This is a genomic window from Micromonospora palythoicola (assembly GCF_036689795.1).
GTDB lineage: Bacteria > Actinomycetota > Actinomycetes > Mycobacteriales > Micromonosporaceae > Micromonospora > Micromonospora palythoicola.
In genome coordinates this window covers 13230-34824 of record NZ_JBAGKI010000042.1, presented here as the reverse complement: position 1 = coordinate 34824, position 21595 = coordinate 13230, and the positions used below count along the sequence as shown (strand labels likewise).

The following is a 21595-nucleotide window of genomic DNA, read 5'->3' as shown; positions in this document are numbered from 1 at the left end:
GACCGACGGGCTCAGACGCTCGACGAGAAGGTCGAGCTGAACTCGCTGTCCTGCGGCCGGCCGGCGTTGCTGAAGCAGGAGACCGGCACCGCCGCGTCGCTGCCGAACTGCGCCCATCGGGACTGGATGGTGCAGTACGAGGGGTCGTCACCGATCGCGGTCACCTGCGCCGTGGTGCTCTTCTCGTGCAGGGCCGGGAACTTGACCGTGTAGGTGCCGACACCCGTGGGACCGAAGCCGTTGGCGCCCACACCGAGCGGGTGGGAGTAGTTCGTCGGACCGACGAAGGGCGTCGCGAGGTACCCGAAGTACTTCGGCGGGCCGAACGACGCGTAGACCGAGCGCTCCCGATGGAACGAGGCGGTGAAGTCGCTGTTGATCAAAGCACCGGTGGCCGGATCGTGGCAGGCGACGTAGACCAGCACGTCCGGGCCGGTCGCGCCCCAGCGAAGGATCTTGCAGCGGCGTGCTTGGGCGTTCGGCTGCTGGGCGGTCACCTGCACGTTTCCGGAGAGCGCGCCGGCCGTGCCGACCGCCAGGAAGCGCAGCGCGTAGATGCCCACGCCGACGTTGGCGGCGGTGACGGGTGCGCCGGCCGAGTTGTACGACTGGGCGAGGACGTTCGACAGCACCTGCGCCGAGGCGTACGCCCCGACGCCGGCCGGCAGGATGCCGGAGCTGACCGTCCACAGCACGGTGAACGGGGTGTCGGCCGGGATCCCGCCGGGTCGGAAGCACTGCACGTCGACGATTTCGTCGGCGCCCGAACTGCCCCACCGCACGAGCTGGCAGAACCGGCCGTCCCGGGCCACGGCGGTGACGTGTGCGTTGCCTCGGGAACCCAGGGCGATGTTCGGGAACCGCACCAGGAACCGGCCGGGGGCGACCTTGCCGCCGGTGGCCACCGGGCCGGCGGCCCAGCTGCCGAACTGGTACGCCGCGGGCAGCGGTGTCCAGACCGGCACGGTGGGATCGGCGACGTACGCGAAGCCGAAGCGGTCGGCGGTGGCGGCGGTGGCCGGTGCGCCGGGGATCGCCAGCGTTGCGGCCAGCACCACGGCCAGGGCGGCACAGAGGTGACGGAGTCGGAGAGACATGGGCCACTCCAATCGGTGGTAGTCGATGCTCCTTGCCACTGTTCCGGGTACCGGTCAAGGTCACAGTCGGCTTGCCTACAACCGACGGGACGGGTGCCCGGCACCAGTTCGACCGGGTGGCCCGCGCCCCGGTGCCCGGAGAATTGGGTGGCCCACCCGAGCGCCCGGCGGGAGGATCCCGGTGTGCCGCTGCACCAGGGTGAGATTCCGGTCGACGAGGATGTGGTCAGTTCGTTGGTGACGCAGCAGTGTCCACAGTGGGGGCATCTGCCGTTGTCCCGGGCGGGCGCGGGCACCGACAACACGATGTACCGTCTCGGCGCCGACCTGCTCGTACGGCTGCCGCGCACCGCCGAGAAGGCGCCGTCGCTGCGCAAGGAACAGCGCTGGCTGCCCCGGCTGGCCCCCCGGCTCGGCTTCCGGATCCCGGAACCGGTGCACACCGGCGTACCCACCGGCGCCTTTCCGCTGCCCTGGGCGGTCTACCGATGGATCGACGGCGACGAGGCCGGACCGCAGACCGTCTCGGACTGGGCGGCCTTCGGCGCCGACCTGGCGGGGGTGGTACGGGAGCTGCACGGGACGGACCTGATGGGGGCGACCCGCGCGGGCGACCTCAGCTGGTACCGCGGCGGCGAACTGCGGCCCTGCGCCGAGTGGATCAGCGGCGCTCTCGCCGACTGCCGGACCATCGTCGGCACCGAGATCGACGTCGACACCCTGGAACGGATGTGGCAGGCGGCGCTGGCCCGGCCCGAACCGTCCGGGCCGCAGGTGTGGCTGCACGGCGATCTCCGGCCCACCAACCTCCTGGTCCGACACGGCAGACTGCACGCGGTCATCGACTTCGGCGGCCTGTCGGTCGGCCTGCCGGACGCCGAGCACGCCCCGGTGTGGGACCTGCCGCCCGAGGCCCGCCACGCCTACCGCGACGCCGCCGACGTGGACGACTCCACCTGGCTACGCGCCCGCGCCTGGGCGATCGCCGTGGCCGCCAGCGGCATCTCGTACTACCAGCACAGCTACCCGGCGTTCGTGGCCGAATGTCGGGCCCGCCTCCAGGCGATCCTCGCCGAATAGCACCCGTCGTGGGGGTGGACAGCCGCACATATGGTGTGGTCGATGCGGCGTTGGTCGAGAACGTCCCGGATCCTGCCCGCCGTCCTGGTGGGGCTGGTGGTCGCGACCCTCCTCGTCGGCGATCGGGGCAGGGGCGGCGCGCCGCGCCTGCGGCTGGACGTGACGCCGGCCGTGGCGCTCGTCGACCAGCCGCTGCGGGTACGGGTCAGTGGTCTGGCCGCGAGGGAACGGGCGGAGATCGCCGCCGAGGCCCGGGATCACGCGGGGCGTCGGTGGCGCGCGGCGGCGACGTTCGTGGCCGACGTCGACGGTGTGGTGGACGTGTCGCGGGACGCACCGGTGCACGGCTCCTACTCGGGTGTCGACCCGATGGGTCTGTTCTGGTCGATGGATCCGCTGAACGGCGGGGCCTCCTACTTCGCGCCGGTCTGGCCGCACGTACGGCGTGACTTCCCGGTCCGGCTGTCGGCCGTGAGCGGTGGCCGTGAGCCGGCCGTCGTCACCGTGCGGCGAGACTGGACGGCGGGCGAGGTTTCCTTCACCGAGCTGACCCGGGCGGCCGACGGGGTTCACGGGTTGCTCGTCCTGCCGCCGCCGGATGTGCCGCGACGGCGCGGGGTGTTGTGGTTCGGTGGCTCGGAGGGCGGCGTCGGCGGGCTGTACGACGCGCCGCTGCTCGCCTCTCGCGGGCACCCGGTGCTGTGCCTGGGCTACTTCGGCGCACCGGGGCTGCCGGACAGCCTGCACGACATCCCGTTGGAGTACTTCGTCGCCGCCGCCGAACTGCTCGCCCCGCACTCCGATGGTGAGGTGGCGGTGCTGAGCTACTCGCGCGGCACCGAGGCCGCGTTGCTGCTGGCGCAACAGCGCCCGGACCTGGTCGGCGCCGTCGTCGCCTACGCCCCGAGCAGCGTCGTCCACCTCGGCTACCCGTACACGGGAGCGCCCGCCTGGACCTACCGTGGCCGGCCGGTGCCGAGCGGCCCGTTACCCGTCGACCGGATCGACGGACCGGTACTGGCCATCGCCGGGGCGGACGACCTGCTCTGGGACGCGCCGACCTACGCCGCCGAGCTGGTGCTGGCCCTCGGTGGCCCACCCCACCGGGTGCTGCTCTACCCGGACGCCGGTCACGGCGTGGGCACCTTCCCGTACCTGCCGTCGAAGACGGTGCACCAGGGGCGCACCGGTGCGCACGACCACGGCGGCTCCCGGGCCGGCGACGCCGTCGCCCGCCGGGACGGGTGGTCCGAGGTGCTCAGCTTCCTCGCCACCCACTGACGGCGCCGCCGGCCGACGGCACGGCCTACGGGGTGCCGGTGCCGCGTCCGCGATCGTCTAGGACCAGCGGGGCGCGACCGCGCACCGCGTACCGGACGTGGGTGACGTGCCCGCTGGCGAGCACCCGCTCGGGGGTCAGCTCGATCGCCTCGAAGGCGTCGAGATCCAGGTCGTCGAAGAGGCGTAGCCCGGCACCGAGGACGACCGGCACCACGTGCAACTCCAACTCGTCGAGCAGCCCCGCCCGCAGCACCTGCCGGACCAGGCTGCCCCCGCCGGCCACCGCGACGTTCCGGCCGCCGGCTGCGGCCCGGGCCTGGGCCACCGCGCTGGCCAGCCCGTCGGTGACGTAGGTGAAGCTGGTGCCACCCTGACGGTGCAGCGTCGGGCGGGGCCGGTGGGTCACCACGAAGACCGGAGCGCGGAACGGCGGTTCGTCGCCCCACGGCACCTCACCGCCGTCGGCCATCCGGCGGCCCATCACGTACGCGCCGGCCGCGGCGAACGACTCGGCGATGATCTCGGAGTCGGCGTCGTGCCGGCCGCCGGCGAAACCCTGCCGTTCGCGCCACGCCATCGCCTCGGTGGCCCACCGGGTCACCCGGAAGAAGCCGTGGCTCTCCGCCGACCGCAGCCAGTCGCCCACGCCGTCGTGTCGCGGGCCGGCGTAGCAGCCGTCCAGCGACACCGACAGTTGGGCGGTCACCTTCGTCATGTGCTGTTCCTCCCGGGTGCGACGGCACCCACCGTGGGTGCCGATCCACCTGTGGATCGGAGCCGGACGGCACGCCTCTACGGGATTCGACGGTGACCTGGCTCACATGGGGGAAGGCCCGGGTCGCTCGCGGTGGCGGCTCGGCGCAGCAGGTACCGCCGTTCGGGATCGCTGCCGGCGTGCTGCGCCGCCGCCCGCCACTGCGCGGCGGCGGCGGGCCGGTCGTCGGCGAGTTCCAGCAGGTGGGCGCGGACGGCGTGCAGCCGGTGGTGCCCGGCCAACGGCCCCGACTCCACCTCGCAGAGCAGGGCCAGCCCGGCGACGGGCCCGTGCACCATGCCCACCGCCACCGCCCGGTTCAGCGTGACCACCGGGTTGGGCGCGAGGTGCTCCAGCACCTCGTACAGGGCGAGCACCTGGGGCCAGTCGGTGGCCTCGGCGCTCGGCGCCTCGGCGTGCACCGCCGCGATGGCGGCCTGGACCCGGTACGGCCCCGGTGGCGTGGCGGCCAGACTCCGTTCGACAAGTGCGCAACCCTCGGCGATCGCCAGCCGGTCCCACAACTGGCGGTCCTGCTCCGCCAGCGGCACCAGCTCGCCGTGCCGGTCGACCCTGGCCGCCGCTCGGGCCTCGGTGAGCAGCATCAGCGCGAGCAGGCCGGTCGTCTCGGCGTCGTCGGGCAGTTGCTCGTGCAGCCGGCGCGTCAACCGCAGCGCCTGCCCGGTCAGGTCGGCGCGGCGCAGTTGAGGGCCGCTGCTGGCGGTGTACCCCTCGTTGAACATCAGGTACAGCACCTGGCGTACGACGGCCAGCCGGGCCTTGCGTTCCGCCGTCGGTGGCGGTGCGAACCGGGCACCCGCCGCCCGCAGGCGCAGTTTCGCCCGCGAGATCCGTTGCCCCATGGTCGGCTCCGACACCAGGAAGGCGGCGGCGACCTCGGCGGTGGTGAGCCCACCCACCGCACGCAGGGTCAGTGCCAGTTGGGCGGGCGCGGGCAGCGCCGGGTGACAGCAGAGCAGAAACAGCTCCAGCAGGTCGTCCCGGGGTGGCACGGTGTCGGGCGCGGGGACGACGAGCGCGTCGCGGGGGGTGAGGTCCAGCGCCGTACGTTCGCGGCGGGTGCGGGCGACCTCGGTGCGCACCAGGTCGACGTAGCGGCGGGCGGCGACGGTGTGCAGCCAGCCCGACGGTTGCTCGGGTACGCCGTCGAGCGGCCACCTCTCCACGGCGGCGACGAGCGCCTCCTGCACGGCGTCCTCGGCCCGACCGAAGTCGCCGTACCGGCGCACCAACGTGGCCAGCACCTGCGGTGCGAGCCGGCGCAGCAGGTCGACGGTGGCCGCGTCGAGACTCAGCGGTCCGCTCCGTCGCCGGCCATCAGCGGCCAGATCTCGATGCCGCCGCCGGAGGTGCCGAACCGCAGACCCGGGTAGGCCCGGGCGATCTCCAACGCCCGCTGCTCGTCATCGACGTCGACCACGAAGTACGACCCGACGTACTCCTTGGCCTCCAGGTACGGCCCGTCCGTCACCACCGGCAGGTCGGCGGTGATCCGCACCGACCGGGGCCGGGACACCAACCCCTGCACGTCGACCAACTCACCGGAGGCCCGCAACGCCTCGTTGAAGGTGTCGACCTGACCGATCAGAGTGGCCAGGTCGCCGTCCGGCAGGCTGCCCCAGATCTCCTCGTTGCCGTAGATCAGCATCAGGTACTTCACTTCTCGCCTCCATAATGGTCGATATGTCCGTAACCGGACAGGACGGCGTGACCTGCCCCGACGCATTGTTGTAGCAGGTAGCGAGGCTGCGGATGGCGGGCCACATCCGATCCTCGGGCCGGGTCGGGAGCGTGACGTCCCGCCGGCCGCCAGTACGGATCCCGCCGGGGCGCGCCGCCGCGCCGCCCGGCTCCGGCCCGCCGTCGCCGACCAGCCGCACCGACGGTGCTGCACCGCTGGTCGCGACGTCCAAGCCAGGAAGGAGCTGCCATGGCCGCTCCCACCGCCAACGCCTCGATGAACCCCACCATCTACTCACCCGGCGAGCAGATGTTGCTGACCGTCAACTACGGCGACGCGGACCACCAGCGGCTCACCGTGACGGTCACGGTGGCCGACGCGCAGGGCAACCGCAGCGCACCCGTCTCGGTGACCGCCGTGATCGACCCGCTCACCGTCACCGTCGCCGACGACTCGGGGCGTACCTGGTCCCGGGTCTCCGACGACGGCGCGGTGGCCGTCTTCCGGGCGGTGGCGTGATGCCACGGGTGACCGTCACCGTGCGCGACTCCCTCAATCGGACCGCCACCGCCAGCGTCGCCTACACCGTGCTGCCGCCGGTGCTGGGCGGCTACTACCTCTCCGGCGGTGCGGATCCGACGGCCGACATGGCCGGCGGCAACTTCCGGTCGCTGACCCAGTACCGCAGCTTCGCCGACGCCTACATCTTCCCCGGCTACCAGCGGCCCTGGTTGATCACGCTGGGGCGGTCCGGGGTGCAGCTCAACATGGTGCTCGAACTGAAGCACTACGGCGCGCCCGACACCGGGCCGCAGACCTTCACCGTGGACGGGGTGCGGTACACCGTGCCCGCTCCGGCGATGACCATCCAGCAGCGTCCCGGCGCGGTCTGGCCGAAGGCGTACGGCTACGGCCAGGTCATCGCCGGGCAGTGCGACGGGTTGTTCGCCCGGGCGCTGTCGCAGTACCGGACGATGGGCTTCGGGGTGAACATCCAGCTCGCCTCCGAGCTGGACACCGATCACGAGTTCGGCACCACCGAGGCCGGCAAGGCGTACACCTGGGCCGAGTCGGACGCCCGGGCGGTGCAGGCGGTGACGTACATCGTCAACTGGTTCCGGGCCAAGGGGCTGCCGCAGGGCAGCACCTTCTCGGTCGGGGTCGGTGGCTTCAACCGGGACTGCTTCCGGCGCACCCATCCGGAGGCGCTGATGACCCGGCTGGACTACCTGCAGTGGAACGTCTACGCCACACATGCCAGCCACACCGCGCTGGAACGGTTCCGGCGCACCAAGGACTGGGCGGTGGCCGATCTCGGTCCGGTCGCGTTGTCCCGTCCGGTGCTCATCGCCGAGTGGGGCGTACGGGTCATCGAGATTCCCGACCAGGCGGCCTGGATCGCCACCGTGCCGCCGGCCATCGCCCGGCTCAACGCCGAGCGTGGCCCCCTGATCGCCCGGACGAACTACTTCAACTCCGGCTGGGGCACCCTCAGTCCGAAGTCGACCGGGCTGGCCGCGCTGCGGGCCGCGTACGCCCGGCCACCGTACGGGTGAGTTCCGGTACGCCGGCCCGGTCCGGTGTGGCTGCCGGACCGGGCCGGCGTGTGCGGCGGGCCGACCCCCGTCAGGTCCGACCCGGGTCGCACCGGCTCACCGCGACGGCGGCTGGCCGAGCAGGTCGGTCATGACGTCCAACAGTTCTGGGGTGAGCACCTGGTTGTTGACGCTGCGGCACGGCTCGTGCCGGATCCAGAACTCGGCCGTCTCTCCGGTGACATCGGCCACGGTGAGCGTGTCGAACACGGTGGGTTCCTGGTAGTCCGGCTTGTCGCCGCAGTCGCTGCTCTTCGAGGACCTGCCGAAGGCACCGTTGAGCGGGTCTCGCACCTCGTCCGCGTCCGCGCGCCGCCGCTGCTGCCCGACCAACTCCCCGGTCTCGCCCCGGGTGACGTATCGGCAGGCGGTGAACTCGACGAGTGGGTCCGGCAGGGACCGGTACGGATCGGTGTTGTTGAACCTGATCCAGTTCGGCGGGTGGTGCCCGGAGTTCTTCCGCATGCGCTCGACCGGGAAGGTGGCCGGGCAGGCCGGGCTGGTGACGGAGGCGGGATCGGTGGTCGCCGCCAGCTGCGCCCGGTACCGGTCGAGGAATGTTATGGCGACCTGGATATCCGTCCCCCGGCCGTGGGTGGCGGTGACCGTTACCCGGCAGTTGTAGTCCGTCCAGACCGTGACCGGGTCCCGGTCCGGGTAGCGCAACACCAGCACCGTCTCGTCGGTGCTGGCCTTCAGGGTGCACCGCAACTCCTGACCGTCCGGCAGCGGCCTACCTTGTCCGTCCTGCTGGGTCGGTGGCTGGGAGTTGAGCAGCCGGACGATCTCGTCGACTCCGGTGGTGAGGGTGCGGGGGCCGAGCCGGTACGCCGGGTCGGGACCGCTGCCGACCGGCACCTGGCAGCTGGTGACCTCCACCGCTCCCGTGGGGACCAGCGGCTCGTCGTCGCCGTAGCGCACGGACGCCAGTTCCGGGCGGTCGTCGAGGCTGGTCGGGCAGGCGGCGTCACCCTGCGGGCTGGGGGTGGTCACCGGCGCGACCCGCTCGCCGTCCGGACCGGCCACCAGGTTCGGCAGACCGACGCCCAGGCCGACGGTCAGCGCGACCGCCGCCGCGCCGCCGGCCATCCGGCGACGGTGCCGGCGTACCCGGATGCCGACCTCGGCGACCCGGTCCGGCGGTGCGGCCAGCGGTGGTACGGCCCCGGCGAGCAGCCCTCGGATGTCCTCGTCGTCGCGGGTCACGGCACGACCTCCCGGTTGGTGAACAGGCTCAGGTCCGGATCGGTACGCAGGCTGCGCAGGGCACGCGACGACTGCACCTTCACCGTGTTCGGCGAGCAGCCCAGCACCTGGGCGGTCCGGTCCACGGAGAGGTCCTCGACGTAGCGCAGCACCACGATCGCCCGCTGCTGGCGACTGAGCCGGGCCAGCGCCCGGCGGACCGCGTCCCGGTCGGCCGACTCCCGGGCCAGGTCACCGGATCCGGTGTCCTCCGGCGGCGTGGCGGCCGGCAACTCGGCCCGCCACCGGCGCCGCCACCAGGAGACGTAGGTGGTGAACAGCGCCCGCCGCAGGTACGCCTCGGGATGCTCGGCCGCGACCACGGTCGACCAGCGTCGCCAGGCGGCGGCCAGCACGGTCTGGAGCAGGTCCTCGGCGCGGCCGGCGTCCCCGGTGAGCAGCCAGGCGGAGCGCAGCAGCGCGGCGGACCGGGCCGCCACGAAGTCGGCGAAGCCCTCGGGTGGCGCCGGGTACCTGTCGGTCATGCGTACCTCCCGACAGGTAGACGCGCCGGTCGGGCCGGAAGGTTAACGCCGCCGTCGATCCCTTGACAGCACCGCCGCTCAGGTTGCATGGTTAGCTACATGAGTAATGAACCAGCCAACCAGTGTGGCGACTGGGGACGGTGGACGTGATGGAGGACGGCCGGCCGATCTTCCTCCAGATCGCGGAGCTGCTGGAGAACTCGATCCTGGACGGGACGCTCGCCGAGGAGAGCCAGGTGCCGTCGACGAACGAGCTGGCCGCCTTCCACCGGATCAACCCCGCGACCGCCGCCAAGGGGGTCAACAAGCTGGTCGACGACGGAACTCTCCACAAGAAGCGAGGAATCGGCATGTTCGTCTCTCCCGGCGCCCGGGCGAAGCTCCGCGGCCGGCGCCGCGACGAGTTCGCCCGACAGTACGTCCGGCCGCTGCTGACCGAGGCGCGCAAGCTCGGCATCGAACCGGCCGAACTCAAGAGCATGATCGACACCTGGGAGGAGGGTCGATGAGCGCGGTCGTCACCGTCACCGAGCTGACCAAGCGGTACCAGGGAGTCACCGCCCTGGACGGGGTCAGCTTCTCCCTTGCCGAGCATCGGATCCACGGCCTGCTGGGGCGCAACGGTGCTGGCAAGACCACCCTGATGCAGATCCTCACCGCGCAGAACTTCGCCAGCAGCGGTGAGGTAAGCGTCTTCGGGCAGCACCCGTACGAGAACGAACAGGTGCTCTCCCGGATCTCCTTCATCAAGGAGAGCCAGACCTACCCGTCGCACCTGCGGGTCGCGCACGTCCTGCGGGCGGCCCGCCTGGTGCATCCGCGCTGGGACGAGGCGCTCGCCCAACGACTTGTCGACGTGTTCCAGTTGCCGCGCGGGCGCAACGTCCGCAAGCTCTCCCGGGGCATGCTCTCCGCGCTCGGCATCGTCGTCGGGCTCGCCTCGCGCGCCCCGCTGACCTTCTTCGACGAGCCCTACCTGGGCCTGGACGCCGTCTCCCGGCAGCTCTTCTACGACCACCTGCTGGCCGACTACACCGAGCATCCCCGCACCATCGTGCTGTCGACCCACCTCATCGACGAGGTCAGCGACCTGATCGAGCACGTCCTGCTGATCGACCGGGGTCGGCTCCTGCTCGACGTCGAGGCGGAGGCGCTGCGCGGCCAGGTGGTCACCGTCTCCGGTCCGGTCACGGCGGTGGACGAGTTCACCCGTACCGGCACCGAACTGCACCGGGCCTCGCTCGGCGGCACGGCCCGGGCCACCGTACGCGGCGACTTCGGCCCGGCCGCGCACGACCGCGCCCGGTCGCTGGGCCTCGACCTCGAAGCGTCCTCGTTGCAGGACATCGTCGTACGCCTGACCACCTCGACCGACGGGCACGCGGCCGGTAGCGCCGTCGTGGCAGACAAGGAGGCCGTCCGATGAACCGCGCCCTGACCGTGGCCCGCCTCCAGTTCGTCGGATGGCGCAGTGTGGTCGGCTGGCCCTGGGGGATCCTCGCGCTCAGTTTTTCCATCAACCTGGCGCTGTTCAGTGCGATGAACGAGAACGACGACTTCGAGCCGACCACAGGTGGGCTGATGAGCATCTACGTCGTGATGTTCATCGCCAGCATCAACGCGATCACCCAGGACTTCCCGTTCGCCATCGGGCTGGGCGTCTCCCGCCGCAGCTTCTACCTCGGCAACGTGCTCAACTACCTCGGGCAGGCGATCAGCTACGCGGCGGTGCTCTACCTGCTGGCCGTGATCGAGGAGGCCACCGACGGGTGGGGCGTCAACCTGCGCTTCTTCGGCGTGCCCTTCGCCATGGTCGAGCACCCGGTGCTGCGGTTCCTCGGCTTCGCGATCCCGTTCCTGCTGCTCGGCTTCATCGGCATCGCGATCGCGCTGGTCTTCAAACGCTGGGGCGTCAACGGCCTGCTGATGCTGAGCACCGTCGCGTTGGCCGGGATCGGTGGGCTCGTCGTGCTCGCCACCTGGCGGGGCTGGTGGTCGGCGATCGGCGGCTGGTTCGCCGACCAGCCCGGGTGGACGCTGCTGGTCGGCTGGCCGGCGCTGCTCACCGTGCTGCTCGCCGGCCTCAGCTACCTGACCATCCGACGCGCGACCCCCTGACCGTCGACCGGCCGGCGTCCGAGGCGGGGCGGACGCCGGCCGTCGACGCACCATGGCACGAGGCAAAGCGGCACACCTGCCGTTTACCTATGCTCGGACCATGGAACTGCGGATCTTCACCGAACCCCAGCAGGGTGCCAGCTACGACGACCTGCTCGCCGTGGCCCGACGCGCCGAGGAGACCGGCTTCGGCGCCTTCTTCCGGTCGGACCACTACCTGAAGATGGGGTCGGTCAGCGGCGAGCCCGGCCCTACCGACGCCTGGACGACGCTGGCCGGGCTGGCCCGGGACACCCGGTCCATCCGGCTCGGCACGCTGATGAGCGCCGCGACGTTCCGGCTGCCCGGCCCGCTCGCGATCACCGTCGCGCAGGTCGACCAGATGAGCGGCGGGCGGGTCGAGCTGGGCATCGGCACCGGCTGGTACGACGCCGAGCACCAGGCGTACGGGATCCCGTTCCCGCCGCTGGGGGAGCGGTTCGACCGGCTGGACGAGCAGCTCGCGGTGATCACCGGTCTGTGGCGTACCCCGTCGGGCGAGACGTTCGACTTCACCGGCCGCCACTACCAGGTGGTCGACTCGCCGGCGTTGCCCAAGCCGGTGCAGCGCCCACACCCGCCGATCCTGCTCGGTGGCAAGGGCGCGAAGCGTACCCCGCAGCTCGCCGCCCGCTACGCCGACGAGTTCAACCTGCCGTTCGTCTCGATCGACGAGACGGTGGCGCAGTTCGCGCGGGTCCGCGCCGCCTGCGCCGACATCGGCCGCGACCCGGCGCAGCTGACCTGGTCCAACGCGTTGGTGCTCTGCTGCGGCAAGGACGACGCCGAGGTGGCGCGGCGGGCCGCCGCGATCGGCCGGGAACCGGACGAGTTGCGCGCCAACGGCCTCGCCGGCACGCCCGCCGAGGTCATCGACACCATCGGCCGGTACGCGGAAATCGGCAGCCAGCGCCTCTACCTCCAGGTCCTCGACCTGACCGACCTGGACCACCTGGACCTGGTCGCGGCCGAGGTGATGCGCCAGCTCTGACCGTGCCGACCCGGGCGGCCCCGCCGCGTCGAGGGGCGCGAGGCGGCTCCGTGTGTCGCGGGGCGGCTCGGTGTGTCGCGGGGCGGCTCGGTGTGTCGCGGGGCGGCTCCGATTGCGGCAAGCCGGGGTGTCAGCGGCCCCGGAGACACCGGCATGCCGCAATCGGAGTCGATCTCGCCCAGCTGCCGCCCGCCGGACCCCGGGCAGCCGGGCCGGTCGAGCCGAGCTGGGCAAGGCGGGCCGGTCGAGCCGGGCTGGGCAAGGCGGGCCGGTCGAGCCGGGCTGGGCAAGGCGGGCCGGTCGAGCCGGGCCGGTCGAGCCGGGCCGGTCGAGCCGGGCCGGGCAGGCCGGTCGAGCCGGACGAGCCGGGCAAGGCGGGCGGGGCCGGACGGCGCGTCAGACCCGGTGCTCCTCGCGTAGCACGGTGTCGAGCTGGCCGTCCCGGTCGCGGTCGAGGTAGGTGACGTCCGGCAGCCCGTCACCGTCGAGGTCGAACTGCACCTGGTCGGCCACGCCGTCGCCGTCGAAGTCGGTGACCACCTGGACCGAACCGTCCATGTGCCGGGTCACGATCGACCGGGCGCCGGCGTCGACCCGGGGCGGCGGTCCGGGGGCGGGCGGCGGCTCCGGCACCGGCTCCGGGGTGGGGCTGGGCTGCGGGTCCGGCTGGCTCGCCCACGGCCCGGCGTCGGACCAGGTGACCGTGGAGCCGTCGACGGTGCCGGCCGGCCCGGTGGCGGGCTCCACGCCGCTGCCGGCCGGATCGATCTCCTCCTCGGAGGGGTACACGTCGCCACGAGGGGCGGGATCACGGTAGCTGCTCATCGGCGTAGGGTTCCCCGACGGAGCCGGCGGTAACCGCCGGCGGGCAGAGGGGGGCGGAAGTGTCGACGCACCGCAACTGGGCCGGCAACGTCGAGTACGCGGCCCGCGCGTTCCATCGGCCATCGTCGATGGATGAGCTGCGGGAACTGGTCGCCGGCAGCGACCGGCTCCGGGCGGTGGGCAGCGGACACTCCTTCAACCGGCTCGGCGACACCACCGGAGACCTGGTCACGCTGGCCGGACTGCCGGCCACCCCGCACCTGGACGAACAGCGGCGGGTGGTGCACGTGCCGGCCGCGCTGCGCTACGGCGACCTGGCCACCTGGCTGCACGAGCGGGGGTACGCGCTGGCCAACCTCGCCTCGCTGCCGCACATCTCGGTGGCCGGCGCGGTCGCCACCGGCACCCACGGCTCCGGCGAGACCGTCGGCAACCTGGCCACCGCGGTCGCCGGGCTGGAACTGGTCACCGCCGCCGGTGACCTGCTCACCGTGGACCGCACCGACCCCGACTTCACCGGCATGGTGGTCTCCCTCGGCGCGCTGGGCATCGTCACCCGGCTCACCCTGGACGTGGTGCCCACCTTCGAGATACGCCAGTACGTCCGCCTCGACCTGCCCCGCGAGGCGCTGGACGAGGCGCTCGCCTCGGCGTACAGCGTCAGTGTCTTCACCGACTGGCGCTCCACCCGCGGCACCCAGGTCTGGTGCAAGCAGCTCGCGGACCAGCCGGAACCTCCGGCGGACTGGCTCGGCACCACGGCGGCCGACCGGCCCTGGCATCCGGTGCCCGGCATGCCGGTGGTCAACTGCACCGAGCAGCTCGGCGTGCCCGGCCCCTGGCACGAGCGGCTGCCGCACTTCCGGCTCGGCTTCACGCCGAGCAACGGCGACGAGTTGCAGTCCGAGTACCACCTGCCCCGCGCGGTGGCCGCCGACGCGCTCGCCGCGCTGGACCAGGTGGCGCACCTGATCGCCCCGGTCGCGCAGACCAGCGAGCTGCGCACCATCGCCGCCGACGAGCTGTGGCTCAGCCCGCAGTACGACCGCGACAGCCTCGCGGTGCACTTCACCTGGATCGCCGACGCCGCGGCGGTGCTGCCGGTCCTCGCCGAGGTCGAGCGGGCGCTGGCCCCGTTCGCGCCCCGGCCGCACTGGGGCAAGGTCTTCACCATGCCGACCGGGACGATCGCCGAGACCTATCCCCGCTGGACCGACTTCGCCGCGCTGGTGGCCCGCCTCGACCCCGAGGGCAGGTTCCGCACCGAGGAACTCGACCAGCTGCTGCCCCGCTGACGAGGACCGACGCGGCGCGGCCCGGTGGACGTGCCCGGACATCGAACTAGGATGGGTCCATGAGCGCTGAGGCTGTCGGCATGCACATGCCCGCCGTCGTGACGCTCGACGACGTGGCGGCGATGAACGCCGCCGACGCGAACGGTCATCGTTACGAGACCAGCCCCGAGGGGGTCCTGTCGGTCATGCCGCCGCCCGACTCGGAGCACGCGACGATCGCGAGCCGACTGTTCGCCTGGCTGATCATGGCGGGCTGGCCTGCGGAACAGGTGCTCCAGGCGGTCGGTGTACGCATCCCCGGGCCGGACGGCAACGGTGGCCGGATTCCGGACCTCAGCGTCTGGCGCAAACCTCCCCGGCGCGGCGTGTGGTCGGCGGTGGCGGACGTCGCGCTCGTGATCGAGATCGTGTCGCCCGGCTCCGAGGCGATGGACTCGGTGACGAAGGTGCGCGAGTACGCCCGGGCCGGCATCCCCCGGTACTGGGTCGTGGACCGGGACGGCGCGCAGACGGTCACGTTGCACGAACTCGGCGGCGACGGGCGGTACGTCGAGCAGGCCCGCATGCCGCTGGCCTGGTTGTTGCAGACCGCGCCGGCCGACCATCTCGACTGAGCCAGCGGCAGCCGGCGGTCAGCGGCCGGTGGTGAGCTGGTCGCGCATGCTGCTGCGCTGCACGGCGCGGCTGATGTCGCTGGGGGAGACGATGCCGACCAGGCGGCCGTCGGTGACCACCAGCGCCCGGCCGTCGGCGCACTCGCTGAGCCGGGGCAGCAGGTCGGTGAGCGGCTCGTCGGGGGAGGCGAGCACCAGGTCGTCGGCGCGGCACGCCACCGCCGCCAGGGTGGTGCTGCCCCGCTCGCCGGACGGCACGCCGCGTACCCGGTCGAGGGTGACCAGCCCGACCGGCCGGCCGTCCTCGATCAGCGGCAGCGCCGTGTGCCGGTACGCGAAGAGGTAGTTGTCCACGAAGTCGGCCACCGTCAGCTCGCCCGACGCGGTCTGCGGCTGCGGGGTCATCACGTCGGCGACCCGGATGCCACGCAGCGCGTCGCCCACCCGGGCCTGCCGCTCCTCCATGGTGGCCGCGCCGATCAGGAACCAGCCGATCAAGGCCAGCCACAACCCGCCGACACCGGTGCCGGTGAGGAACCGCCACAGCCCGAACCCGATGAGCGCCAGACCGAGGATCCAACCGGCCCGGGCCGCCACCACCGTGGCGCGGGTCCGGTCGCCGGTGGCCTTCCACACCGCTGCCCGCAGCAGCCGCCCGCCGTCCAGCGGTGCCGCCGGCAGGATGTTGAACACGGCCAGCAGCAGGTTGATGCCGCCGAGCCAGGCCATCACGCCCAGCAGCAACCCCTGCACCCCGGCCAGCGCGAGCAGCGTCGCGACGGCACCGAAGAAGACGCCGATGATCAGACTGACCAGCGGTCCGATTCCGGAGATGCGCAGCTCGGCACCGGGAGATCGGGCCTCGCCGCGCAACTCGGCGACCCCGCCGAACAGCCACAGGGTGATCCCCTGCACGCCCAGGCCGTTGCGTTTGGCCACCACCGCGTGGGACACCTCGTGGGCGAGCAGGCCGAGGAAGAAGACCACCGCGGCGGTCAGCCCGGCCAACAGGTACGCGACCACGGACCGGTCCGGGTACGACTCGGGGAACAGGTTGGCCGACAGCCCCCACCAGATCAGCGCGAAGATGACCAGGACACTCCAGTTGACCCCGACCGGTACACCCGCGATCCGGCCGAGCCGGAAACTCGCCCTCATGTCTCGGTCATACCCCGGCAGCCCGTGCCCATGCCAGGGCCGGACGTCACCGATTCGCTGCATCGTCCATTTTCCGTGCCGTGAGCGGGTGGCTGCCTCGGCAGGCGGCTGGGTCGATCAGTCTGCGGTGCCGGGCGGCACGACCCAGGTGGTGGGCTGGCCGGTGATACCTGGCCGGGGAAGCTCGGGAAGCTCAGCGCGTGGCAGCGGGCGACACCGCCATGGGAGTCGCCATGTCGACAGCAGCCGAGTCCGGTGCCGAAAGGTACGTCGGCGATAGTTCGAGGGTGGCGATCTCGACCGACGACAGTGACGACCCGTACCTCTGGTTGGAGGACCTGGACGGCCGGGAGGCCGCGACATGGATCCGGGACCGCAACGCCGAGACCGTCGCGGCGTTGACCGGCGGCCCGGCGTTCGCCGCCCGGCAGGCCGAGATCCGGCAGGTGCTCGACGCGGACGACCGCATCCCTTATCCGGCCTGGCGCGGCGACGGCTACTACTACGACCTCTGGCGCGACGCCGCCCATCCACGCGGGCTGTGGCGACGTACCACGCTCGACCAGTACCGCCGGGTCGAGCCGGACTGGGACGTCCTGCTCGACCTGGACGCGCTTGCCGACCGGGAGGGCGAGAACTGGGTCTGGGGTGGTGCGCGGACGCTGCCGCCGCAGCACCGGCGCTGCCTGGTCAGTCTGTCCCGGGGTGGCGCGGACGCGGTGGTGGTGCGCGAGTACGACCTGGTCGACCGGGCGTTCGTGGACGGTGGGTTCACCATCGACGAGGCCAAGACCGACGTGAGCTGGATCGACGCGGACCAGATCTTCGTCGGCACCGACCTCGGGCCGGGCTCGTTGACCGACTCCGGCTATCCCCGCACCATCCGGCGGTGGCGGCGCGGCACCCCACTGGCCGAGGCCGAGCTGGTCTACCAGGCGGCCACCGAGGACGTCGGCGCGCACGGCTGGCATGACCCGACGCCCGGTTTCGAGCGGGACTTCGTGGGTCGCAGCCTCGACTTCTACCGGGCGGAGAGCTACCTGCTGACCGGGTCGGGGGAGCGGGTCCGGATCCCGGTCCCCGAGGACGCCGGCTGGGATGTACACCGGGAATGGTTGCTGGTCTGGCCGCGCACGCCGTGGACGCTGGGTCAGTCGACCCACCCGCCGGGTACCCTGCTGGCGATCCGCTTCGACGCGTTCCTTGCCGGCAGCCGGCAGCTGACGGTGCTGTTCCGACCCGACGAGCACACCTCACTCGGCGGCTTCGCCTGGACCCGTGACCACCTGATCCTGACCACGCTCACCGACGTACACAGTCGGCTGGAGATCCTCACCCCCGGCGAGGACGGCTGGCGGCGCGAACCGCTGCCGGGAGTGCCGCCGGACGAGGAGGGCTGCCTTGTCGAGACCGACCCCGAGTCGGGCAACGCCTACCTGGTCGCCTCGGAGGCCTTCCTCCAACCGGCCACGCTGCGCCTCGGGCAGGTCGGTGGCAGCGTCGAGACGCTGAAGCGGGCGCCGGCGTTCTTCGACACCGACGGCTTGGCGGTACGCCAGTTCTTCGCCACCTCCGCCGACGCCACCCGGGTGCCGTACTTCGTGGTCGGGGACCCGGCCACGCCCGCCGGGCCGACGCTGCTGCACGGGTACGGCGGGTTCGAGGTGTCCCTGACCCCCGGCTACGACGGCGTCGTCGGGCGGGGTTGGCTGGCTCGCGGCGGCACCTACGTGGTGGCGAACATTCGCGGGGGCGGGGAGTACGGCCCGCGGTGGCACCGGGCCGCGCTGCGAGCCGACCGGCCCCGCGCCTTCGAGGACTTCGCGGCCGTGGCCACCGACCTGGTGAGCCGGGGCATCACGACGCCGGCCATGCTGGGGGTCGAGGGCGGCAGCAACGGTGGTCTGCTGATGGGGGCGATGCTGACCCGATACCCGTCGCTCGTCGGGGCCGTGGTCGCGAACGTTCCACTGCTGGACATGCGGCGCTATCACCGGTTGCTGGCCGGCGCTTCGTGGATCGCCGAGTACGGCGACCCGGACGTTCCGGAGGACTGGGCCTACCTGCGGGAGTACTCGCCCTACCACAACGTGCGACGCGAGGTGCGGTACCCGCCGGTCCTGTTCATCACCTCCACCCGAGACGACCGGGTGCATCCCGGACACGCCCGGAAGATGACCGCCCGGCTGCGTGAGCACGGTCACGACGTGGCCTACTACGAGAACGTCGAGGGCGGGCACGGCGCGGCGGCGAACAACGAGCAGCGCGCGTTCATCGAGGCGTTGTCATTGGAGTTCCTCTGGCGACGGTTGGTCCCGTCAACCGGCGGGTTGCCGCGTCAACCGCCGCGACCGCACGACCGGACGTCGGTTGCCGGCTACTGACTCTGGTGCGGCGGTGCTCGTGGACCTCGCCGGAGCGCCGACCAGGTCGGCTCAGGCGGTGGCGGGTGGGGCGGGCAGTTCGTCGACGACCACCACCGGCGTGCCCGGACGCACCTTCTCCAGCAGCAGGCGCTGGCCGCTGGCGGTCAACCGGATGCAGCCGTTCGTGGTCTGCCGGCCCAGCTCACCGTCGTGGTACCAGGTGTGGATGCCGATGTGCGCGCCGCGCAGCCCGGCCGGCACCGAGTCCAGGTCGTCGGGGATCGAGCCGAGAGCGTAGATGTCCACGCCGCCGTAGACCGACTCCGGTGGTGGGGTGCGGCCCAGCACGAAGGTCCGGCCGAGCGGGGTTTCCTGGCCGCGTTGGCCGAGGCTGACCGGCCAGGATCGTTGCGCGGTGCCGTCGCGGTACCAGGTCAGCCGGAACGGGGTCCGTTCCACCACGATCTGGTCGCGCAGCGCGACGGTACGGAAGCCGCCGGGTGGTAGCCAGGCAAGTTTGCGGTTGGCCGAGGGCAGCAGCACCGCTGTCCAGCCGGACTCGCGGCGGGCGATCGGCACGGTGAGTTCCACCTCGCTGATCGTCGGCATCAGGAACGCCAGCGGCCGCCCACCGGGCGCGTCGTACGCGGCGAGCTTGCGGGTCGGGTGCAGGCCCCGGGTCAGCGGTGTGGCGTCGAGGGCGTCCGGGTCGTCGGGGAAACCGGCGGGGGCCGGGTCGTAGTCGATCTCCGGCAGCCCGTCCGGAGCCGGTGCGGCGGGCGGCACCCGCTCGGCGTCGGCGGACGGCGGCACCTCCGCGGTCGGCAGCACCGCCCCGGCGGTGGGCCCGGCGACCGGCGCCGCCCCGGGCGTCGGCGTCAGCGCCCACCCGGTGTACGCGGCCCCACCCATCAGCACCGCCACGCCCACCCCGACAGCGACCCCCCGCCGCCCCCGCGACCCCAAAACCCCCAAAACTCCCAAAACTCCCAAAACTCCCACCATCTCACCCTACCCTCCAAAGCCCCCAAACAACCCCAAAACCCCAACCCCGCCACCACCCCACCCGCCGGCTGTGGGCCTGTTGATCAAGAAGTTCGCGTCTGGATCCGCGGGCGGGGCGACCAAAACTTCTTGATCAACGCGGCGGGTCCCGGCGGTCGCGGCGGGTCGCGGCGGGTCGCGGCGGGTCGCGGCGGGGAGGGCGGCGGCGGGGAGGGCGGCGGCGGGGGAGGGGTGGGGAGGGGGTGCTGGTTAGGGGAGGCGGGCGTTGAGGTGGAGGGCTATGGCGTCGTGGGCGGGGATGTTGGCGGCGAACCAGCCGTTGGCGTCGACGGTGATGACCGGGCCGGAGCAGGTGCCGTTGGTGAAGGTGCCGTGGATGATGTCGCAGTAGCGGCCGGCGGGCAGCCCGGTGTAGTAGGAGCGGCCGTTGATCGCGGAGCCCTCGTCGTTGATGGTGAGGTAGCCCCGGCCGGTGCGGCTGAAGGCGATGTGATTGTTGCCGTTGTCGTACCAGTTGCTGACCCCGGTGCCCTCGGTGGCGTTGCGGAAGCCGACCATGTTCGCGATCACCGGCCAGCGGTGCTCACACTCCCAGCCGGAGTAGCAGACCGTGTTGAGCGTCTTGTTGCTGCCGTCCGAGGGCGGGCCGGCGTCTCGGCTGCTGAAGGTGTAGCTCGACATCACCGTCGGGGAGCCGTACGGCCAGGCCAGCATGAAGGCGTTCGCGAGGGCGTAGATCCCCCGGTCGCGGTAGGTGAGCACACCACCGTCGTCGCGCTGGGTGTCGTGGTTGTCCACGAAGACCGAGGAGACGCCGCTGGGCAGGTGTCCCCAGCCCTCGCCGAAGTTGCGCAGGTACGCCAGCCGCTCGGAGCGGAACACCCGGGCCAGGTCCTTGCCGTAGCGGAACTCGTGCACGTCACCGTTGCCGGTGTACTCGTTCGGCGTGATCGGCTCGCCCGCGCCGTAGATGACCTCCTGCACGATGTACGCCGACCGGTTGAGCCGGCTACGGATGTTGGCGATGTCGGCCGCCGGCATGTGCTTGCTGGCGTCCAGCCGGAATCCGTCCACTCCGAGCGACAGCAGGTCGTTGAGGTACGCGGCCAGCCGGGAGCGGACGTAGTCGGACTCCGTCTTCAGGTCGGAGAGGTTGACCAGCTCGCAGTTCTGCACTTCGTAGCGGTCGTTGTAGTTGACGATGTCGTTGTTGCCGTTGCGCCCGCAGTAGTGGAAGTCCTGCGACTGGTAGATGCCGGGGTAGACGTGGTGCTGGTAGGTCGAGCCGGCCCAGCCGGTGCCGCCGTTCGTCTGGCCGGACATGTGGTTGACGACCGCGTCGACGATCACCTTCACGCCGGCCGCATGGCAGGCGTCGACCATGGACTTGAACTGCGCGCGGGTGCCCTTGCGGGATTCGATCCGGTAGCTGACCGGCTGGTAGGCCACCCACCACTGGTTGCCGCGTACGTGCTCCTGCGGTGGTGAGACCTGGACGAAGCCGTAGCCCTTCGGGCCGAGGGTGCTGGCGCACTCGCTGGCGACGGAGGGCCAGTTCCACTCGAAGAGGTTGGCGATGACCTTCTTGCCTCCGCTCGGGGCGGCGACGGCCGGGGGTGCGGTCACCACGCCGGGGGCGAGGAGGCCGGCGATCAGGGCGAGGGCGACGATCGCCGGGCGGAGTCGACGTCGATGCATCGGGTGCTCCAGGGGTGCCGGGGGACGGGGGAGGTGGTGCGGGTTGCCCGGACCTTGCAACCGGGACTGAAAATTTCAGAAAGGTTACAAGTCGATTTCAATGCCTGTCAATGCGCTGGTGTGGACGGTCGACGGCGGGGCCGTTATACGCGCCGGGCGGCGGGGCGGTTCGACAACTCGACGAGATTTTTTCTTACGACACTGATCCGACCGGAGCCGCGCTGCGTACTGGAGTGGGGAACAGGTC

General features: G+C 72.0%; 21 protein-coding genes. 11 read left to right on the top strand and 10 right to left on the bottom strand.

The window, feature by feature from the left end:
* Positions 1-11: 11 nt before the first annotated feature.
* The gene (locus V5O40_RS18665; protein ID WP_332906644.1) at positions 12-1097 is read right to left on the bottom strand and encodes a hypothetical protein; all 1086 of its coding nucleotides are present in this window, start codon (positions 1095-1097) and stop codon (positions 12-14) included.
* Between the two features lie 183 nt (positions 1098-1280).
* Here V5O40_RS18665 and V5O40_RS18660 point away from each other — a divergent pair, with 183 nt between their 5' ends.
* Both V5O40_RS18660 and V5O40_RS18655 read left to right on the top strand, forming a co-directional pair.
* Positions 1281-2177: an aminoglycoside phosphotransferase family protein gene (locus V5O40_RS18660; RefSeq protein WP_332906664.1), complete on the top strand. Its 897-nt coding sequence runs from the start codon at positions 1281-1283 to the stop codon at positions 2175-2177.
* 42 nt (positions 2178-2219) lie between these two features.
* On the top strand, positions 2220-3458 hold the full coding sequence (locus V5O40_RS18655; RefSeq protein ID WP_332906643.1) for an acyl-CoA thioesterase/bile acid-CoA:amino acid N-acyltransferase family protein: 1239 nt from the start codon (positions 2220-2222) through the stop codon (positions 3456-3458).
* A gap of 25 nt (positions 3459-3483) precedes the next feature.
* Here V5O40_RS18655 and V5O40_RS18650 read toward each other — a convergent pair whose 3' ends face one another.
* The 3 genes from V5O40_RS18650 to V5O40_RS18640 form a co-directional block, all read right to left on the bottom strand.
* The gene (locus tag V5O40_RS18650) at positions 3484-4173 is read right to left on the bottom strand and encodes a dihydrofolate reductase family protein (RefSeq protein WP_332906642.1); all 690 of its coding nucleotides are present in this window, start codon (positions 4171-4173) and stop codon (positions 3484-3486) included.
* 77 nt (positions 4174-4250) lie between these two features.
* Positions 4251-5528 (bottom strand): RNA polymerase sigma factor, encoded by a 1278-nt coding sequence (locus V5O40_RS18645; RefSeq protein ID WP_332906663.1) that lies wholly within the window; start codon positions 5526-5528, stop codon positions 4251-4253.
* Positions 5525-5893 (bottom strand): YciI family protein, encoded by a 369-nt coding sequence (locus V5O40_RS18640; protein WP_332906641.1) that lies wholly within the window; start codon positions 5891-5893, stop codon positions 5525-5527. The genes V5O40_RS18645 and V5O40_RS18640 overlap by 4 nt, the downstream gene beginning before the upstream one ends.
* 270 nt (positions 5894-6163) lie before the next feature.
* On the opposite strand from V5O40_RS18640, the gene V5O40_RS18635 reads away from it, so the two are divergent.
* Both V5O40_RS18635 and V5O40_RS18630 read left to right on the top strand, forming a co-directional pair.
* Positions 6164-6433: a hypothetical protein gene (locus V5O40_RS18635; protein WP_332906640.1), complete on the top strand. Its 270-nt coding sequence runs from the start codon at positions 6164-6166 to the stop codon at positions 6431-6433.
* Complete coding sequence (locus tag V5O40_RS18630) at positions 6433-7470, top strand: hypothetical protein (RefSeq protein ID WP_332906639.1); 1038 nt, start codon at positions 6433-6435, stop codon at positions 7468-7470. The genes V5O40_RS18635 and V5O40_RS18630 overlap by 1 nt, the downstream gene beginning before the upstream one ends.
* A gap of 96 nt (positions 7471-7566) precedes the next feature.
* Here V5O40_RS18630 and V5O40_RS18625 read toward each other — a convergent pair whose 3' ends face one another.
* Positions 7567-8715 (bottom strand): hypothetical protein, encoded by a 1149-nt coding sequence (locus V5O40_RS18625; RefSeq protein WP_332906638.1) that lies wholly within the window; start codon positions 8713-8715, stop codon positions 7567-7569.
* Positions 8712-9239 carry a SigE family RNA polymerase sigma factor gene (locus V5O40_RS18620; protein WP_332906637.1) on the bottom strand — a complete coding sequence of 176 codons (528 nt, stop codon included), beginning with the start codon at positions 9237-9239 and terminating at the stop codon, positions 8712-8714. Before V5O40_RS18620 ends, V5O40_RS18625 begins: the two co-directional genes overlap by 4 nt.
* Before the next feature lie 149 nt (positions 9240-9388).
* Here V5O40_RS18620 and V5O40_RS18615 point away from each other — a divergent pair, with 149 nt between their 5' ends.
* The 4 genes from V5O40_RS18615 (at position 9389) to V5O40_RS18600 (ending at position 12387) form a co-directional block, all read left to right on the top strand.
* Entirely contained in the window at positions 9389-9748 is a 360-nt protein-coding gene (locus V5O40_RS18615; protein ID WP_332906636.1) for a GntR family transcriptional regulator, read from the top strand.
* The gene (locus V5O40_RS18610) at positions 9745-10665 is read left to right on the top strand and encodes an ABC transporter ATP-binding protein (protein WP_332906635.1); all 921 of its coding nucleotides are present in this window, start codon (positions 9745-9747) and stop codon (positions 10663-10665) included. Before V5O40_RS18615 ends, V5O40_RS18610 begins: the two co-directional genes overlap by 4 nt.
* Positions 10662-11357, top strand: a complete 696-nt coding sequence (locus V5O40_RS18605) for an ABC transporter permease (protein WP_332906634.1) — start codon at positions 10662-10664, stop codon at positions 11355-11357. The genes V5O40_RS18610 and V5O40_RS18605 overlap by 4 nt, the downstream gene beginning before the upstream one ends.
* A 100-nt stretch (positions 11358-11457) precedes the next feature.
* Positions 11458-12387, top strand: a complete 930-nt coding sequence (locus V5O40_RS18600) for an LLM class F420-dependent oxidoreductase (protein WP_332906633.1) — start codon at positions 11458-11460, stop codon at positions 12385-12387.
* Positions 12388-12783: 396 nt separating this feature from the next.
* Here V5O40_RS18600 and V5O40_RS18595 read toward each other — a convergent pair whose 3' ends face one another.
* Positions 12784-13212, bottom strand: coding sequence for a hypothetical protein (locus tag V5O40_RS18595; RefSeq protein ID WP_332906632.1), 429 nt, complete (start codon positions 13210-13212; stop codon positions 12784-12786).
* Between the two features lie 59 nt (positions 13213-13271).
* On the opposite strand from V5O40_RS18595, the gene V5O40_RS18590 reads away from it, so the two are divergent.
* A complete protein-coding gene (locus V5O40_RS18590) occupies positions 13272-14507 on the top strand; it encodes a D-arabinono-1,4-lactone oxidase (RefSeq protein WP_332906631.1) in 1236 nt (411 codons plus the stop codon).
* Between the two features lie 59 nt (positions 14508-14566).
* Positions 14567-15121, top strand: coding sequence for a Uma2 family endonuclease (locus V5O40_RS18585; RefSeq protein WP_332906630.1), 555 nt, complete (start codon positions 14567-14569; stop codon positions 15119-15121).
* Between the two features lie 18 nt (positions 15122-15139).
* On the opposite strand, the gene V5O40_RS18580 is transcribed toward V5O40_RS18585, so the two are convergent.
* Positions 15140-16279 carry a site-2 protease family protein gene (locus V5O40_RS18580; protein WP_332906629.1) on the bottom strand — a complete coding sequence of 380 codons (1140 nt, stop codon included), beginning with the start codon at positions 16277-16279 and terminating at the stop codon, positions 15140-15142.
* 287 nt (positions 16280-16566) lie between these two features.
* On the opposite strand from V5O40_RS18580, the gene V5O40_RS18575 reads away from it, so the two are divergent.
* Positions 16567-18663, top strand: a complete 2097-nt coding sequence (locus V5O40_RS18575; protein ID WP_332906628.1) for a prolyl oligopeptidase family serine peptidase — start codon at positions 16567-16569, stop codon at positions 18661-18663.
* A gap of 51 nt (positions 18664-18714) precedes the next feature.
* Here the strand turns inward: V5O40_RS18575 and V5O40_RS18570 are convergent, their stop codons facing one another.
* Positions 18715-19569: a L,D-transpeptidase family protein gene (locus tag V5O40_RS18570; protein ID WP_332906627.1), complete on the bottom strand. Its 855-nt coding sequence runs from the start codon at positions 19567-19569 to the stop codon at positions 18715-18717.
* A gap of 330 nt (positions 19570-19899) precedes the next feature.
* Positions 19900-21348 carry an alpha-amylase gene (locus V5O40_RS18565; RefSeq protein ID WP_332906626.1) on the bottom strand — a complete coding sequence of 483 codons (1449 nt, stop codon included), beginning with the start codon at positions 21346-21348 and terminating at the stop codon, positions 19900-19902.
* Between the last annotated feature and the right edge of the window lie 247 nt (positions 21349-21595).